Source organism: Oscillospiraceae bacterium (assembly GCA_025757985.1).
In the GTDB taxonomy this organism is placed as follows: Bacteria; Bacillota; Clostridia; order Oscillospirales; family Ruminococcaceae; genus Gemmiger.
In genome coordinates, this window is the sequence record CP107210.1 from 2,430,897 (window position 1) to 2,445,839 (window position 14,943).

Annotated in this window: 15 protein-coding genes; 2 read left to right on the forward strand and 13 right to left on the reverse strand. The window is 65.2% G+C overall.

Features of this window, described 5'->3' with window-relative positions; translation table 11 throughout:
• Positions 1–170: 170 nt before the first annotated feature.
• The 4 genes from OGM67_11620 to OGM67_11635 form a co-directional block, all read right to left on the reverse strand.
• Positions 171–1,004, reverse strand: a complete 834-nt coding sequence (locus OGM67_11620) for a hypothetical protein (GenBank protein ID UYJ34221.1) — start codon at positions 1,002–1,004, stop codon at positions 171–173.
• Positions 1,001–1,780, reverse strand: a complete 780-nt coding sequence (locus tag OGM67_11625; GenBank protein ID UYJ34222.1) for a HAMP domain-containing histidine kinase — start codon at positions 1,778–1,780, stop codon at positions 1,001–1,003. The genes OGM67_11620 and OGM67_11625 overlap by 4 nt, the downstream gene beginning before the upstream one ends.
• Positions 1,719–2,357 (reverse strand): hypothetical protein, encoded by a 639-nt coding sequence (locus OGM67_11630; protein ID UYJ34223.1) that lies wholly within the window; start codon positions 2,355–2,357, stop codon positions 1,719–1,721. Before OGM67_11630 ends, OGM67_11625 begins: the two co-directional genes overlap by 62 nt.
• A gap of 214 nt (positions 2,358–2,571) precedes the next feature.
• Positions 2,572–3,234, reverse strand: a complete 663-nt coding sequence (locus tag OGM67_11635) for a response regulator transcription factor (GenBank protein UYJ34224.1) — start codon at positions 3,232–3,234, stop codon at positions 2,572–2,574.
• A 153-nt stretch (positions 3,235–3,387) separates the two neighbouring features.
• Between OGM67_11635 and OGM67_11640 the strand changes: the two genes are divergently transcribed.
• Positions 3,388–5,652: a glycoside hydrolase family 3 C-terminal domain-containing protein gene (locus OGM67_11640; GenBank protein ID UYJ34225.1), complete on the forward strand. Its 2,265-nt coding sequence runs from the start codon at positions 3,388–3,390 to the stop codon at positions 5,650–5,652.
• Between the two features lie 49 nt (positions 5,653–5,701).
• Positions 5,702–6,022, forward strand: coding sequence for a thioredoxin (trxA, locus tag OGM67_11645; GenBank protein ID UYJ34226.1), 321 nt, complete (start codon positions 5,702–5,704; stop codon positions 6,020–6,022).
• 241 nt (positions 6,023–6,263) lie between these two features.
• On the opposite strand, the gene OGM67_11650 is transcribed toward trxA, so the two are convergent.
• From OGM67_11650 to OGM67_11690, 9 genes are all read right to left on the reverse strand, one after another.
• Complete coding sequence (locus OGM67_11650) at positions 6,264–7,154, reverse strand: GNAT family N-acetyltransferase (protein ID UYJ34227.1); 891 nt, start codon at positions 7,152–7,154, stop codon at positions 6,264–6,266.
• Positions 7,151–7,984 carry an MYG1 family protein gene (locus OGM67_11655; protein UYJ34228.1) on the reverse strand — a complete coding sequence of 278 codons (834 nt, stop codon included), beginning with the start codon at positions 7,982–7,984 and terminating at the stop codon, positions 7,151–7,153. The genes OGM67_11650 and OGM67_11655 overlap by 4 nt, the downstream gene beginning before the upstream one ends.
• Before the next feature lie 81 nt (positions 7,985–8,065).
• Positions 8,066–8,611, reverse strand: coding sequence for a phosphodiesterase (yfcE, locus tag OGM67_11660; GenBank protein UYJ34229.1), 546 nt, complete (start codon positions 8,609–8,611; stop codon positions 8,066–8,068).
• 131 nt (positions 8,612–8,742) lie between these two features.
• Positions 8,743–9,660, reverse strand: a complete 918-nt coding sequence (gene nadA, locus OGM67_11665) for a quinolinate synthase NadA (GenBank protein UYJ34230.1) — start codon at positions 9,658–9,660, stop codon at positions 8,743–8,745.
• A 32-nt stretch (positions 9,661–9,692) separates the two neighbouring features.
• Entirely contained in the window at positions 9,693–10,214 is a 522-nt protein-coding gene (locus tag OGM67_11670) for a transcription repressor NadR (GenBank protein UYJ34231.1), read from the reverse strand.
• Positions 10,214–11,080 (reverse strand): carboxylating nicotinate-nucleotide diphosphorylase, encoded by an 867-nt coding sequence (gene nadC, locus OGM67_11675; GenBank protein UYJ34232.1) that lies wholly within the window; start codon positions 11,078–11,080, stop codon positions 10,214–10,216. Before nadC ends, OGM67_11670 begins: the two co-directional genes overlap by 1 nt.
• Complete coding sequence (locus tag OGM67_11680) at positions 11,073–12,362, reverse strand: L-aspartate oxidase (protein ID UYJ36229.1); 1,290 nt, start codon at positions 12,360–12,362, stop codon at positions 11,073–11,075. Before OGM67_11680 ends, nadC begins: the two co-directional genes overlap by 8 nt.
• Before the next feature lie 319 nt (positions 12,363–12,681).
• Positions 12,682–13,995: a hypothetical protein gene (locus OGM67_11685; GenBank protein ID UYJ34233.1), complete on the reverse strand. Its 1,314-nt coding sequence runs from the start codon at positions 13,993–13,995 to the stop codon at positions 12,682–12,684.
• 15 nt (positions 13,996–14,010) lie between these two features.
• Positions 14,011–14,823, reverse strand: coding sequence for a DUF624 domain-containing protein (locus OGM67_11690; GenBank protein UYJ34234.1), 813 nt, complete (start codon positions 14,821–14,823; stop codon positions 14,011–14,013).
• Positions 14,824–14,943 lie beyond the last annotated feature (120 nt).

Below are 14,943 nucleotides of genomic sequence, written 5' to 3' on the forward strand. Positions count from 1 at the left end.
TCCTTTTTGATTTTTCAGCTAAATGGTAAAGGGAAGCGGGCAAAGCCCCTCCGGCCTCACAGGCTCGGCCACCTCCCCACTGCGTGGGGCGGCTTTTGCGCGGGCTTCGCCCGCGTGACAGCCGCACCGCATGGCGTGGGCGGAGGGGTGTTTGGAGACACTGCCGCCCTTTACATTTTCTGCAGGCTCAGGCTGTAATACCACCGGTCGCCTGCTGCGCCGGTGTAGCTGCCGTAGGTGTAGGGGTGGGTGGAGGCCGTGATGAGCGCCCGACCGTTTTCACTGCAGAGGGCGCAGCGGTAGGCACTGTCGGCGGGTACGGCCCAATCGCCGAGGCTTTCCAGCCCGGCCTGGGCTGCAAAGGCGCGCAGGGCGTTCTCATCAGGCAGGGGCAGCGCCTCGGCGTCCCCGGCCGGCAGCGAGAGCCAGACCTCCACCACTGCGCCGGTGCGGCTGTCCATCGTGACACTGCTGCGCGTCAGCAGCATATCCCCCTGCAGGGTATACCACCGCACCGTCACAAAGCCGAGGCTGTCGGTCGCGCAGAAGGCTGCGTTCAGGTCATACCAGCGGCCGTCATAATCCGTGTAGCTGTCCTCCTCGGCGGCGGTGTCCTGCTGCGCGGCCCAGTCCCCGGGCAGCACACCGCAGTCGGCCAGACGCTGCAGCGCCTGCTCTGCCGCATCGGCGGTGGCGGCATCGGCGTAGCTCATCGACTGCAGGCTTGCGGACGCCCCTATGTACATTTTGGGGGTGCCGGGCGCGGTCGGCTCCTCAGCCCGCGGCAGCATGGCGCTGTCCTGACGGCGGGCGGCCAGCTGGCGCAGGATATAGTAGTCGTCCGCCGCCGGCGTGGGCGCTGTGTAGGGGTCGGCCACCGGCACAACGCGCCCGATATACGCGGCGTCCGTCACTGCCAGAAAGGCGGCGGGCATTGCGGCACAGGCCAGCACAGCCGCCGCGCAGAGCGCCCCCGTCAGGCGCGGATGCTCCCACAGCTTCATGACTGCACCTCCCTCCAGACGGGCAGCGTCACGCTGACCCGTGTGCCCTTGCCCAGCTCGCTTTCGATCTGCAGCGCACTGCCGTGGGCCGCTGCGATGCGCTGGCAGAGCGCCAACCCCAGCCCGCTGCCGCCCTGACGGCGCGCGCGGGATTTATCCACCATATAAAACGGCTCTGTGATGCGGGGCAGCTCCTCCGGGGGGATGCCGCAGCCGGTATCGGCCACCGTCAGGGTGACGGCATCCCCGCTTTGGCTGCAGTACAGCGCAACGGGGCTGCCGGGCGCGGCGGCCCGCACGGCGTTCTGCACCAGATTGCAGAGCAGATCCAGCAGCAGCTCGGCATCCCCGGCCACGATGGGCGCAGGGGGCGGCGGGGTCTGCAGCACCGCTGCCGGGCAGGCCGCCCGCAGCCGGGGCCACAGGCTGTCCAGCGGGACCGCCGTCAGGGTCAGCGCCTCCTCGCTCAGGCCAAGCAGCGCCAGCAGTTTATGGCTCAGCGCCTCAAGCCGCCGCCCCTCATGGGCGATGGCTGCCGCGGCCTCGCGCTGCTCTGCGGGGTCGGTCTGCATCGTGGCCAGAATATCCGCATAGCCGATGATGCTTGTCATCGGGGTCTTCAGCTCATGGGTGAACGCCCCGACAAAATCCTCCCGCCGTTGAACATCGGCCTGCAGATCGGCGATCTTCTCCTGCACGGCGTCCGCCATTGCGTCAAAGCTGCGGCTCAGGCGTCTCGATCTCGTCCCCGGTGTGCAGCGCGGTGCGGCGGGCATAGTCACCGGCGGCGATCTGCGCCCCGGCCTCGGTCAGCACAGCCAGCGGGCGGGTCAGCCGCGCGGCCAGCAGCGCCGTGACGAGCGCTGCCGCCCCCAGCACCACGACCTCAAGCGCAAGGAACCGGGTCAGCGCAGCGCGGCGGCCGCGGTACAGCTCGGTGCGGTCGTAGGCAGTGACGAGCCGCAGCCCGCCCTGCAGGTCACTGGCGTAGATGGTGTAGACTGCGCCCTCGGTACGGACGGTGACGGCGGCGGCATTCTCCAGCGGGAAGTCCGCCAGCCCCGGCAGGGTGGCGCAGACAAGGGTGTCCCCCCGCCAGAGTGCGGCCGGGCGCTGCTGCGCCTCGACCCGGGCAGTGAGGGCGGCGTCCCCGATGGAGACACCGCGGCGCTGCAGGTCGATGATCTCCGTCTGCAGCAGGGTACAGGCCTGCGCGTGGGCGGCGGCGTCGGAGGCGGCGGCGCGGCTGCGCTGCACGGCGAAATCACTGTACAGCAGCACGCACCCGCCGATGCCGAAGGACGCCGCCAGCACCAGCACCAGCAGGCAGACCATTTTTTGTGCGTAACGCATGATTGCTCTCCTTTATAAATAGTAGGGCCTAAGGGTGTCGAAAACCCACAGCCTCCCATCGCAGAGAATGTAGGGGCGAGCATTGCTCGCCCGTGCCCGTTTACCTGTGAAAAAACCTTCCCGGAAAACGCGCTGCCGCGTCAGGTTGGCGGGCGACCAATGGTCGCCCCTACACATGCAATCGGCCAAGAATGTGTTTTTTCCCCGCACCGCCCTATTCTTTTTTAAGGCGGTAGCCGACTCGGTAGATCGTCTCGAGCTGCTCGGTCGTCCAGCCAAGCTTTTTGCGCAGCCGGGCAATGTGGGTATCCACGGTGCGCAGACATTCGCTGTCCGGCTCCCCGCCCCATACCCGCGAAAAGATCACATCGCGGTAGAGCGCCGCGCCCCGGTTGCGCATCAGCAGCTCCAGCAGGTCAAACTCCCGCCGCCGCAGATCCAGCGGCGCATCACCACGCCATGCGGTGCGGTCCTGGGTGTCCAGCCGTATGTCAAAGGCGCGCAGCTCCCGCCCGCCGCGCCCGGTGCGGCGCAGCACGGTCTCCATCCGTGCCACCAACTCCTCGGCGGCAAAGGGCTTGGTGATATAATCGTCCGCCCCCAGCCGCAGGCCCAGCACCCTGTCCTTCACAGCGCTCTTGGCCGTCAGGAAGATGACCGGCACGCCCTGCGGCTTCAGGCTGGCCAGCAGGTCATAGCCGTCCAGCCCGGGCAGCATAATGTCAAGTATCGCCATATCAAAATCCGTCTTTTCGATCAGATCCGCCGCTGTGCGGCCGTCCTCGGCCACGGTGCAGCGGTAGCCGGCGCGGGTCAGCGTCATTTCAACGAGCCGCGCGATCAGATGCTCATCCTCTGCGATCAGTATGTGATTCATCGCTTTTTCTCTCCTTTGGGGGTAGTATACCGCAGGATTGTGTCCCGGTTGTGTCCCCACAGCTATAATTTTACACTTTTTTCTTTTATTTTCCACACCATGCGTGTTATAATGTGGAAAACAGCACATGCTATTTTTCAAAGGAGAACCAACATGAACCCTACTGTGCAAGAGCTTGTCGCTGCACTGACGCTGGAGGAGAAGGCCGGGCTTTGCTCCGGCGCGGATTTCTGGCATACCAAGGCGGTCGCGCGGCTGGGCATCCCGGCCATCAAGGTCAGCGACGGCCCCCACGGCCTGCGCACCCAGCGGGAGGGCAGCACCGACCCCAACGACAGCATCGAGGCGGTCTGCTTCCCGGCAGGGTGTGCGGCAGCCGCATCCTTTGACCCGGCGCTGACCCGCCGCATGGGTGCCGCCCTCGGGCGGGAGGCCCGCGCAAACGGCGTGCAGATCCTGCTGGGGCCTGCCGTCAACATCAAGCGCAGCCCCCTGTGCGGCCGCAATTTTGAATACTACTCCGAGGACCCCTACCTTGCCGGTGAGCTGGCCGCAGGGTTCATCAACGGTGTGCAGAGCGAGGGCGTAGGCACAAGCATCAAGCACTTTGCCGCCAACGATCAGGAGACCCGCCGCCTGTCGGTAAACAGCCGCGTGGACGAGCGCACCCTGCAGGAGATCTATCTGCCCGCCTTTGAGGCCGCCGTGAAAAAGGCCCGCCCATGGACCGTGATGTGCAGCTACAACCGGCTCAACGGCACCTATGCGAGCGAGAACAAGCCGCTGCTGACCGACATTCTGCGCGGGGCGTGGGGCTTTGACGGCTTTGTCATGTCCGACTGGGGCGCGGTGAACGACCGTGTTAAGGGCATTGCCGCCGGCCTTGAGCTGGAGATGCCCGGCTCGCAGGGGGTCAACGACCGCAGGCTCATCGACGCCGTGCGCAGCGGCGCACTGGACGAGGCCGTGCTGGACCGCGCCGTGACCCGCATCCTGAACATCGTCCTGCTGGCGGCGGATCTGGCGCAGCGGCCCGCCGCGTTTGACCGCGCCGCGCACCACCGGCTGGCCGCCGAGCTGGCCGCCCAGAGCGGCGTGCTGCTGCGCAACCTTGGCGCGCTGCCGCTGCACCGCGGGCAGAAGGTCGTCTACATCGGCGCCTATGCTGACCAGCCGCGCTATCAGGGCGGCGGCTCAAGCCATGTGAACACGACCGCCGTCAGCGCGCTGGACGCCGCGCTGCTGCATGACCGGATGGTCCAGTATGTCGAGGGCTTCCCCGCCGACCGCGACCAGCGGGACGAGGCCGAGTTCCTGCGGGCCGTCACCGCCGCCGAGGCTGCCGATGTGGCGGTCATCTTTGCGGGCCTGCCCGACAGCTTTGAGAGCGAGGGCGGCGACCGCCGCCACATGCGCCTGCCCGACTGCCAGAACAACCTGATTGCCCGGGTGGCCGCCGTGCAGAAGAACACCGTGGTCGTGCTGCACACCGGTGCGCCGGTGGAATGTCCGTGGGCGGACGATGTATCGTCCGTTCTCTGCATGTACCTTGCGGGCGAGGGTGTCGGCGAGGCCGAGGACGCCCTGCTGTGGGGCGATGCCGACCCCTGCGGCCGCCTGCCCGAGACCTGGCCCCTGCGGCTGGAGGACACGCCCTGCTATCTGGATTTCCCGGGTGACGGCGTGACGGCCGACTACCGCGAGGGTGTCTATGTGGGCTACCGCTGGTACGATGCCCGCCGTATGCCGGTGCGCTGGCCCTTCGGCCACGGGCTGAGCTACACGGGCTATGTCTACCGCAATGCCGTGCTGAGCGCCGACACGCTGGCGGATCAGGGCCTTGTGACGGTGCAGGTCACCGTGAAAAACAGCGGCGCCATGCAGGGTGCCGAGGTCGTGCAGCTCTATGTAGCCGATACGACCGGCGCGCCGGTTGCCGGCGGGCGGGTGCCGCAGGTGCTGCGCGGCTTCCAAAAGATCGCGCTGCAGCCCGGCGAGGAGCAGGTCGTCACCTTTACCCTGACACCCCGCGACCTGAGCCATTACGATGCCGCGCTGCATGACTGGTACGCTGCGCCCGGCCGGTATGAGATCCGGATCGGCCATTCCAGCCGGGACATCCGCGTCACGCTGCCGCTGCACTACGCGGGCACCCGCCTGCCGCCGCTGCAGGTGGACGAGACCACACCGCTGGGTATCCTGCTGGCGGACCCGCGCACCGCGCCCGTGGTGCAGCATGCCCTGCGCGCAGAGACCGCAGCGATGACCAACGGCGGCGGGGACGGCCTGATGCCGCCCGAGGCCATGGCCCAGATGTTTGACGCGCTGACCCTGCGCAATATGATCAACTTCGGCGGCCCGCAGGCCGAGGAAAAGCTGACGAAGCTGCTGGAAACGCTGCAGGATGCCGTACAATAACCGCAGGGGCGCATTGCCCGCCCCTGCACCGGACAAAAGGAGAATGACTATGTCTATCAAGCTGACCGAACAGAATTTTGATGCCGAGGTGCTGCAGAGCGCCCTGCCGGTCGTGGTCGATTTTTGGGCAGACTGGTGCGGCCCCTGCAAGATGATGGGCCCCGTGCTGGAGGAGCTGGCCGCCGCCCACCCCACCGTGAAGGTGGGCAAGGTCAACACCGATGAAAACCTGCAGCTGGCAATGGCCCGCAAGATCGACGCCATCCCGGCGCTGCTGCTCTTCAAAAACGGGCAGGAGGTCAGCCGCTCGGTCGGCTACCGCCCCGCCGCCGAGCTGGAGGCCTGGCTGCGCGAGAACGGCGCAATCTGACAGCTATATAATATAAAAAAAGAGCCGCACCTGCCTTTTGTCAAAAAAGGCAGGTGCGGTTTGCTGCAGGGGGCGGGCGCTTGCGGGAAGGCTGCAAAGCCCCTCAGGCCTCGCAGGCTCGGCCAGCTCCCCACCTTGTGGGGAGCCTGTTAGCGCGGGCTTTGCCCGCGTGAAAGCCTCCTCGCATAGCGGGGAGGTGGTCGAGCGAAGCGATGACCGGAGGGGCTTTGCCCAGCTGGCGTTACCCTGTCACTTCCGCAATTTCCTCTGCGGTCAGCTGCTTTCTCACCGGCTGGGGTTCGCCCTCAGCATCCTGCAGGGGCAGACGCCAGTAGTCAAGGTCCAGCCACTGGCCAAACTTATACCCGGTGCGCCGCTCGGTGGCCATCTTTTGAAAGCCCAGCGCGCGGTGAAAGTCGTTGCTCTGCCGGTTGCTGCCCGTGACCAGCGCAAAGGCGGTGTAGTAGCCCTGCTTTTTCAGCAGCGCCAGCAGGGCGCGGTAGAGCCGGCCGCCCACACCCTGACCGATGCAGTCGGGCGCACAGTAGACGGTCGTTTCAACATCCCATGCATAGGCCTCCCGCGTGTGCCACAGGTGGGCGCAGGCAAAGCCGCGCAGGCGGCCGTCGGCGCTTTCCGCCAGCAGAAAGGGCGCGTGCTGCAGCACCTCCTCGATGTTGGCGCGGTAGTCCTCGACCGTGGACGGCGTGTACTGAAAGGTCTGCACGCCGTGGCGGACATACCAGTTGTACAGCGTACAGACGGCGGCGGCATCGTCGGGCGTTGCCATCCGCAGGGTAATTTTGTTGTCGGCGCTCCACTTTGCGGCCAGCGCCTCCTTTTCAACCTTCGGCAGCTTTTTGATCGCTGCTTCGCGCTGTAAGGCCGCGCTTTTGTCGGCGCATTTTTCAGCGTAGGCAAGCTGAACAGACGCACGGCCATGGCTTTTTGTGTACCGTGCGCCGCCCTTGCCGCTGCGGTGCGCCTTTAGGCGGCGGGCAAGATCATTCGTCCAGCCGCCGTACAGGCTGCCGTCCGCGCAGCGCAGCAGGTAGACCCACGCCGGGGCGGGGGTCGGCGCGCGGTCGGCGGCGGTGCTGGGAGCGGGGCCGTACATTGCCGTGCCGGTCATTCGCTGACCGGGCGGCCGGCGGCCCGCAGGGTGCGGCGGCAGGCCTCGATGGCGGCGGCCTTATCGTCGGCGGTAATCAGGAACCGGCTGGGGTGGCAGAAGCGCAGGCCGAGGCCGCTGATCTTGCGCAGCTGCTCCTCCGGCTTGCCGGCCCACGCGACCGGGAAGGGCTGCTTGCTGCGCTTGGTGCGGTGGTCATTGACGCACTGGGCGCTGTAGCCGCCGCGCTGGCTGGGGTAGACCACAAAGATCGCATCGGTCTTGTAGAGGCCGTTTTTCCACGGCATATAGGCGGGCAGCACAACAATGCCGTCCCGCATATTGGCGTAGGCCTGACGGACCGTGTCATCGGCACGGTTGACGGCGTTGGCGGCGGCGATCTCGTTTTCAAGGATCTGCCTTGCCACCGGCACAGCGCGCCAGAAGCAGGCATCGGGGTCATCCTTTGAGTCCCACAGCGGGTTAAAGCTGCCGATGGCATCGGCCAGCGAGTTCTGCTCGCCGGTGTTGTCGTTCAGGTCAAGGGGCTGGATAAAGTTCTCGTCCAGCAGGCGTGCCTGATGCTCGCCCACAAGCTGGGCGCCCAGCACCCGCCACAGCAGGCCGAACGCCGCGTAGGGCACGCCGTTGGGGCGGGTCTCCCGCGGCTCGGAATGGTGGTCGAACATACCGCCGCCGACATCGTAGACGATGCCATCGAAGTCATCGGGCACGGTAAAGCCGCGCGTGATCTGGATGTCGGGGCGCAGGATCTGCAGCAGCGCAGTCGAAAAAACATCATCGGCATGGAATTTTCCGCCGTGGGTAAAGCCTTTTGCAGGGATTTTCATGGGTTTCTCCTATTTGTCAGGTTGTGGCTGCGAAACCGCTGCACGGGCGGCATATAGGCCGCCCGTGCAGCATTCCGTCTATTACAAATGCAGGGTATGATACGCTGCCCCGTCCAAATCCTTCCACACAAGCACGCCGTCCTGCAGCGTCATATAGCTGCGGGGGCTGTTTTCCTTGGGGATCGAGACCGAGCCGGGGTTGAGGTACAGGTTGTCACGGCCGAACTGCTCCCACGCGGGGATATGGGTGTGGCCGTGCAGCAGAATATCCCCCGGCTGCAGCGGCGGCAGGTGGGCCGTGTTGTACCGGTGGCCGTGGGTGGCGTAGATGAGCCGCTGCCCCGCTGTGAGCACGGCATAGTCGGCCAGAATGGGGAATTCCAGCACCATCTGGTCCACCTCGGTATCACAGTTGCCGCGCACGCAGAAAATACGGTCCCTGCGCGCATTGAGCAGGGCCAGCACCTGCTTGGGGGCATACGCCGGCGGCAGGTCGTTGCGCGGGCCGTGGTACAGAATATCGCCCAGCAAAAGCAGCCTGTCCGCACCCTCGCGGTCCCATGCGTCCAGCAGGCTGCGGCAGCAGTCCGCCGCGCCGTGGATGTCCGATGCAATGAGCAGCTTCATCGTAGTTCACCTCGGATACTATTGTACCCGCTGAAAAGCGATTTTGCAAGAAAAATAAAAAGGGGCGCCCCCGCAAAAGCGGAAAGCGCCCCAAACAATCTGCTGAAAGCCCGCCCGCAGCGTGGGCCGTATCAGCCGCCCAGCTCAACCATGCGGCGGATGCAGCGGCCCGCACCGGCCATGATGTCGTCCGGCAGGGTGATCTGCTCGCCGCCGGTGCCCAGCAGGCAGCGGTAGATGTCGGGCAGGGTGGTCAGCTTCATGTTCATGCAGGTCAGCTGCACGGCCAACGGGTAGAAGCTCTTGTCCGGGCAGTCGAAGGAGAGATGCTCCACGATGCTGTTCTCGGTGCCGATGATGAACTCCCGCGCGGCGGATTTTTTCGCATACGCCATGATGCCGGTCGTTGAGCCGACATAGTCGGCCTGCGCCACGACCTCGGCGCGGCACTCGGGGTGGACGAGCAGCTCCGCGTCCGGGTGGGCGGCGCGCGCCCGGGCTACATCGGCCGCCGAAACGACCATATGCCGCGGGCAGCCGCCGTGGTAGAACGCAAACTGCTTTTCGGGCAGCTGCGCAGCCACATAGCTGCCAAGGTTCGGGTCCGGAATGAACAGGATCTTATCGGCATCGAGCGCACGGCAGATGTTGACGGCGCTGGAGGAGGTCACGCAGACATCGCACTCGGTTTTCAGCGCCGAGGTCGTGTTGATGTAGGCCACTGTGGCGTAGCCGGGGTACTGCGCCTTCAGCGCCCGCAGCGCGGGCAGGTCCAGCTGCTCGGCCATCGGGCAGCCGGCCATCGGGTTTGCCAGCCAGACGGTCTTTTCCGGGCTGAGGATCTTGCAGGTCTCGGCCATAAACCGCACGCCGCACATGATGACGCCCGCCGCATCGGTCTTGGCGGCCTGCACGCTCAGCCCGTAGGAATCGCCGGTGTAGTCGGCAACCTCCAGCACGGCCTGGCTCTGGTAGGCGTGGGCCAGGATACAGACATTCTTCTCTTTCTTCAGGCGCAGGATCTCCTGCTGCAGCTCATGCGTTGTCATACTGTTCAACCTCTATCTTTATATACGGCCTGTTATTTTTCCCACGGCTGCAGCGGTGCCAGAAAGCCGTGCTCCTGCAGCTCCTTTTCGATCAGATCAAGCCGCTCGGGGGTGGCTGCCTCCACCAGATGGTAGTGGTAGCCGTCCGTAGCGGTGGACAGCACGGTCGAGGCGCTGTCCTCAAACGCCTGCAGAAATTCCAGCACATCCTGACGGGAGCGTATGTCCAGCTCGACCGTGATGCGCCCGTAGACGCGGTGGCTGATGCTGGTGCTGCACACCCGGCCGCCGCAGTCAACGATCAGGTTCAGCTCCAGCCCGGTCTGGGCGGGGGTGTGGCGCACCTTGAACTCGCGGGTGCAGGCGCTCTCCGCCTGCTGGCGCACATAGCCGCGCGCGGTCGAGATCACATTCGGGTGCGCGGCCCGCAGCACCGCCAGATCCTGCACGATGACCTGACGGCTGACGCCGTACTTGGCAGCCAATGTCCGGGCTGCAATGGGCTTGCGGCCCAGCTGGGCCAGAATGGCCTCCCGGCGCTCGGCGGTGGTCATCAGGCTTCCTCCTTGTCCAGCGGGCGCAGATGCTTCATCGAGAGGTCAAGGATCGGGGCCGAGTGGGTCAGCGCACCGCTTGAGACAAAGTCCACGCCGATGTCCTTGAGGCGGGCGATGTTTTCCTTCGTGACATTGCCGCTGCACTCGGTCTGGGCGCGGCCTGCGATCAGCTGCACGGCGGCGCGCATATCGGCATCGCTCATATTGTCCAGCATGATGATGTCGGCACCGGCCTCGACTGCCTCGCGGGTCTGGTCAAGGTTCTCGACCTCGATCTCGATCTTGCGCACAAAGGGCGCGTAGGCTCTGGCCATGGCAACCGCCTTGGCCACGCCGCCCGCCGCGCCGATGTGGTTATCCTTGAGCAGCACGCCGTCAGACAGGCCGGTGCGGTGGTTGCAGCCGCCGCCCACGCGGACGGCGTACTTCTCAAACACGCGGTTGTTCGGGCTGGTCTTGCGGGTGTCCAGCAGGGTGATGCCGGTGCCCTCCAGCAGGGATGCGACCTCATGGGTGTAGGTGGCAATGCCGCTCATCCGCTGCAGATAGTTCAGCGCCACGCGCTCGCCGGAGAGCAGGACGCGGATATCGCCGTTGACAACGCCGAGCTCCTCGCCGTTTTTGACCGCATCGCCGTCCTTGCAGAAGAACTCGACCTCGGTGGCGGGGTCCAGCAGGGTAAAGACGCGTGCAAAGACATCCAGACCGGCAACAATACCGTCCTGCTTGGCGATCAGGTCAACGGTGCCGGGGCAGGCGCAGGGCATAACGGCGTTGGTGGACACATCCTCGCCGGGCATATCCTCCCGCAGGGCCTGCAGCAGCAGCGGGTCCACATTTAAAAGACGCATGATCTCATTCATGATTTTTGCTCCTCTCGATCGCATTCAAAACTTCGGTTCGGTAGGCCGCAAACAGCGGCTCGGTCTCCCGGTAGGGGGCAAGGTCGGGCGCATCGCCCGTAAAGGCGGGCGGCTCCCCAAACAGTATATCATCTGCGGCGCGCTGTGCAAAGACCAGAGATTCCAGCAGGGAATTGCTGGCCAGCCGGTTGCGGCCGTGGACGCCGTTGCAGCAGGTCTCGCCGCAGGCATACAGCCGCGGCAGGGCCGTGCGGCTGCTTAAGTCCGCCTGAATGCCGCCCATAAAATAGTGCTGGGCCGGCACAACGGGGATCGGCTCATGCAGGGGGTCGTAGCCCTCCTCCTCACACCGCTCAAGAATGTTGGGGAAATGCTCGCGGATGACCGCCTCGCCGATGGGGCGCATATCCTCCCACACATGCTCGGTGCCGTCCTTCTCCATCTGGGCGCGGATGGCCGCGCTGACGACATCGCGGGGCTGCAGCTCATTCGTAAAGCGGTTTCCGTTTTTGTCCAGCAGCAGCGCGCCCTCGCCGCGCACCGACTCCGAGATGAGGAACCGGCGGCCCTTTTTGCGGCTGAACAGCGTTGTGGGGTGGATCTGGATATAATCAAGATGGCGGCAGGCCACGCCATGGCGCAGCGCCATGGCAATGGCATCGCCGGTGATGTGGGGGTAGTTGGTCGAGTTTTTATACAGCCCGCCGATGCCGCCGCAGGCCAGCACGACCGCCCCCGCGCCGATGGCCCGCACTGCGCCGTCCGGGCCCATTGCAACAACGCCGCCGCAGGCTGCCGCATCGGCAAAGAAGTCGAGCATCACGGTATTCTCGCGCAGCTCGATGTTTTCGCACCGCAGGGCCTCCGCAAGAAGGGTCTGGGTGATCTCACGCCCGGTGACATCCTCATGAAAGAGGATTCGCGCGCGGGAGTGCGCGCCCTCGCGGGTAAAGCGCAGGTCACCGTTTTCGTCCCGGGAAAACCGCACGCCGCGGCGCACCAGATCGCGGATGATCGAGTTGGAGGACCGGATCATCAGGTCCACCGTGGCGGCATCGTTCTCATAGTGGCCGGCCCGCATCGTATCCTCAAAAAAGGAACGGTAGTCCGCCTCGCCGTGCTGCATACAGATGCCGCCCTGCGCCAGAAAGGAATCGCACTCGTCCGCCTTCTGCTTGGTCAGCAGCAGCACTTTATAACGCTTTGGAAAGTTCAACGCGCAGTATAAACCCGCTGCGCCGGTGCCGACAATGACAACATCGTAGTATTCATCAAATCTCATCATAGTTTCCCTGACTTCCTGTCCCTCTGTATTGGATGATCGCGTTGCCCAGTATAGCACCGTTCATGTCATGTGTCAAGACACCTGTAAAAGAGAAACTGTACATACACCACAAAAAAAGAGGAGCCGAAGCTCCTCTCTGCGTATTGAAAAATCACATTTTTGCCCCCCTTTGGATGTGCAGGGGCGGCCATTGGCCGCCCGCCGACTTGGCGCAGCAGCGCATTTTCCGGGAAGGCTTTTTTTCACAGACAAACGGGCGCGGGCGAGCAATGCTCGCCCCCACAAGCGTTTTTTGATGCCGCCTCGTCCGTTTCTGTCACACCGTCACATCGCCGACGATCATCCTGCCGTCGGTCTCGATGGCGTAGACCGTGTATTTGCGGGCGGTGTCGCCATGCTCCAGCATGATGCCACCATCGGTCGGCTCGGTGTAGACAAAGCGGCGGTGGGCGGTGGTCGCGTGGGGGCAGGCATCGGGCAGGCTGTAGGCCAGCACCCCGCCCTGCGCACAGAAATCCTCCGGCAGGGGATGCTCCTCGCCGTTGATGTAAAGCCGGTAAAGACCGGGGGCATCGGTGCCCACCGGACGCAGCCATGCGCTGCACCGGGTACGGCCGAGCGGGGGCGTATTGTCGGTGCGCTGGCGCATCAGCAGTGCCACATTGTCCCACGCCACCATAAATTCATCCAGCGGCACCGCCGTCTCGCAGTCAAAGTCGTTCTCGCCGGCCCATGGGTCACAGAGCAGCACCTGCGGGTTTCCGTCTATGGCGGCAAAACCGCGCACCGCCACATAGCGGGTCTCCGGCATACCGGCGGCGGTCTGCGCCGGGGCCGCCTGCAGGCGCACCACCGCACCGTAGCCGGCGCGGGCCTCGGCGCGCAGCAGCGCCAGATCCCCGTAGGCTACCCACGCGGGGAAGCCCCACCGTGCGGCAGCCGCAGCAGCAAAGCTCAGGCTGCGCGGGTCGTGGTCATCGGGTGTGCGCCAGTCCCGCAGCACCTGAGCGAACTCCTCGGGCAGCAGGTCTGCGCCCCAGCGGTTGGTCAGGCTTGCCAGCGCAATGGCCAGATCCATCCACGGGCGCAGCGCCGGGGCGCGGTGCGCCACCGCGTAGGGCATCATATGCATCCGCGCATTGACAGGCCGCCCGCGCGCGGGGATCACATCCACCACATGGGTGCTTGCGCCCAGCAGGGTAACGAGGGGGCTGGCCTTCTCGTCCCGGGTGTACAGGTAGATGCGCAGCTGCACCATCGTGGCGCATTTGCTGTCCAGCTGCAGATGGTCATGCCAGCGCTGCACGGGGCCGCGCTCCTGATAGGGCACGCCCTCCCGGTGCAGGCAGGGGCTCCACTTGCCAAAGCCGACCCACTGCGTCCAGTTGCCGTCCACCAGCACGCGGCACTGTGCCTCGACCGCCGTGCCGTCGGGGCTGGCTGCGTTCCAGCTGACGCGCAGCGCGTCAAACAGCGGCATTGGCAGCGGGGCGCTGGTGTAGCAGCCGTAGGGCACATAGCTGCCCTGCACCAGATCCAGCACAATGCTGTTCTGCGCAACGGTCACATTGTCCAGCTCGCCGCGCATGAACGCCTCGGTATCCCGCAGCAGTACGGTATTTTTATCCATACCGGGTCCCCCCTGTTAATGGTCGAAGTTGGGGCGGTTCTGCTCCATCCGTTCCTCGATCTCGGCATCGCGGCGGGCCGCGAGCGTTTCCTCAAGCTTGAATACCTTATCAAGGCCGGGGTAGAGGATCATACCGGCCACCGTGACCGGCAGCCAGAAGCCGAACACCACGATCACCAGAATGGTCGCGGGCAGGTAGAGCAGCGTCAGCCCCCAGTAGACGGCCAGCACCAGTGCGGCCGCCAAGGTGCGCGGGAAGAAGCCGAAGAACATCAGCCCGGCGTTTTTGGCAAGCTGGGGCAGCGGCAGATCCACCAGCGGCACCTGCGCCAGCAGCCAGCTGAAAAAGCCGGTGCAGACAAAGATCCCTGCCAGCGAGGCCACCCACAGCGCGGTGCTGGTGTTGCCGGCCAGCGCCTGTGCGCGGAGCATCCAGCTCCAGCTGCCTACAAACAGGCCCAGCAGCGCACCGGGCAGCAGGCTCTGCTTCCAGTTCTGCTTCCATGCGCGCTTGTAGGTGTGCCACCAGTAGCCCGGCTCGTCCCGCAGTGCGCGCAGCACCGTGTCGATCATGCCGGACAAAAACGGCCCGCCCAAAAGGCCGCCCAGCACGCCGCCCACCACGGTCAGCAGGGCGGAGCCGCCCATCATGCCGAGAATGGCCAGCGCAGTGCCGGGCAGAAAGCCCGCCACGCAGAGTATGCTGGACTTATACAGCGGCCAGAGGTCGCGGCCGAGCAGCTCAAAAAAGCGGGGCAGCCCGACCTTGCGCGGCGCAGGCGTATAGCCGGTGGCCGGTGTTTCGTTTGTTTCAGGTTGGTTGGACATGGTGGTTCTCCCTGTTGATAATTTCTTTGCCTTCCCCTCTCTGGGGGAAGGTGGCGCCGCAGCGCCGGATGAGGGGCAGGTGTGCCGGGCAGCCCGGTAACGGGCAGCAATGGGCGGACC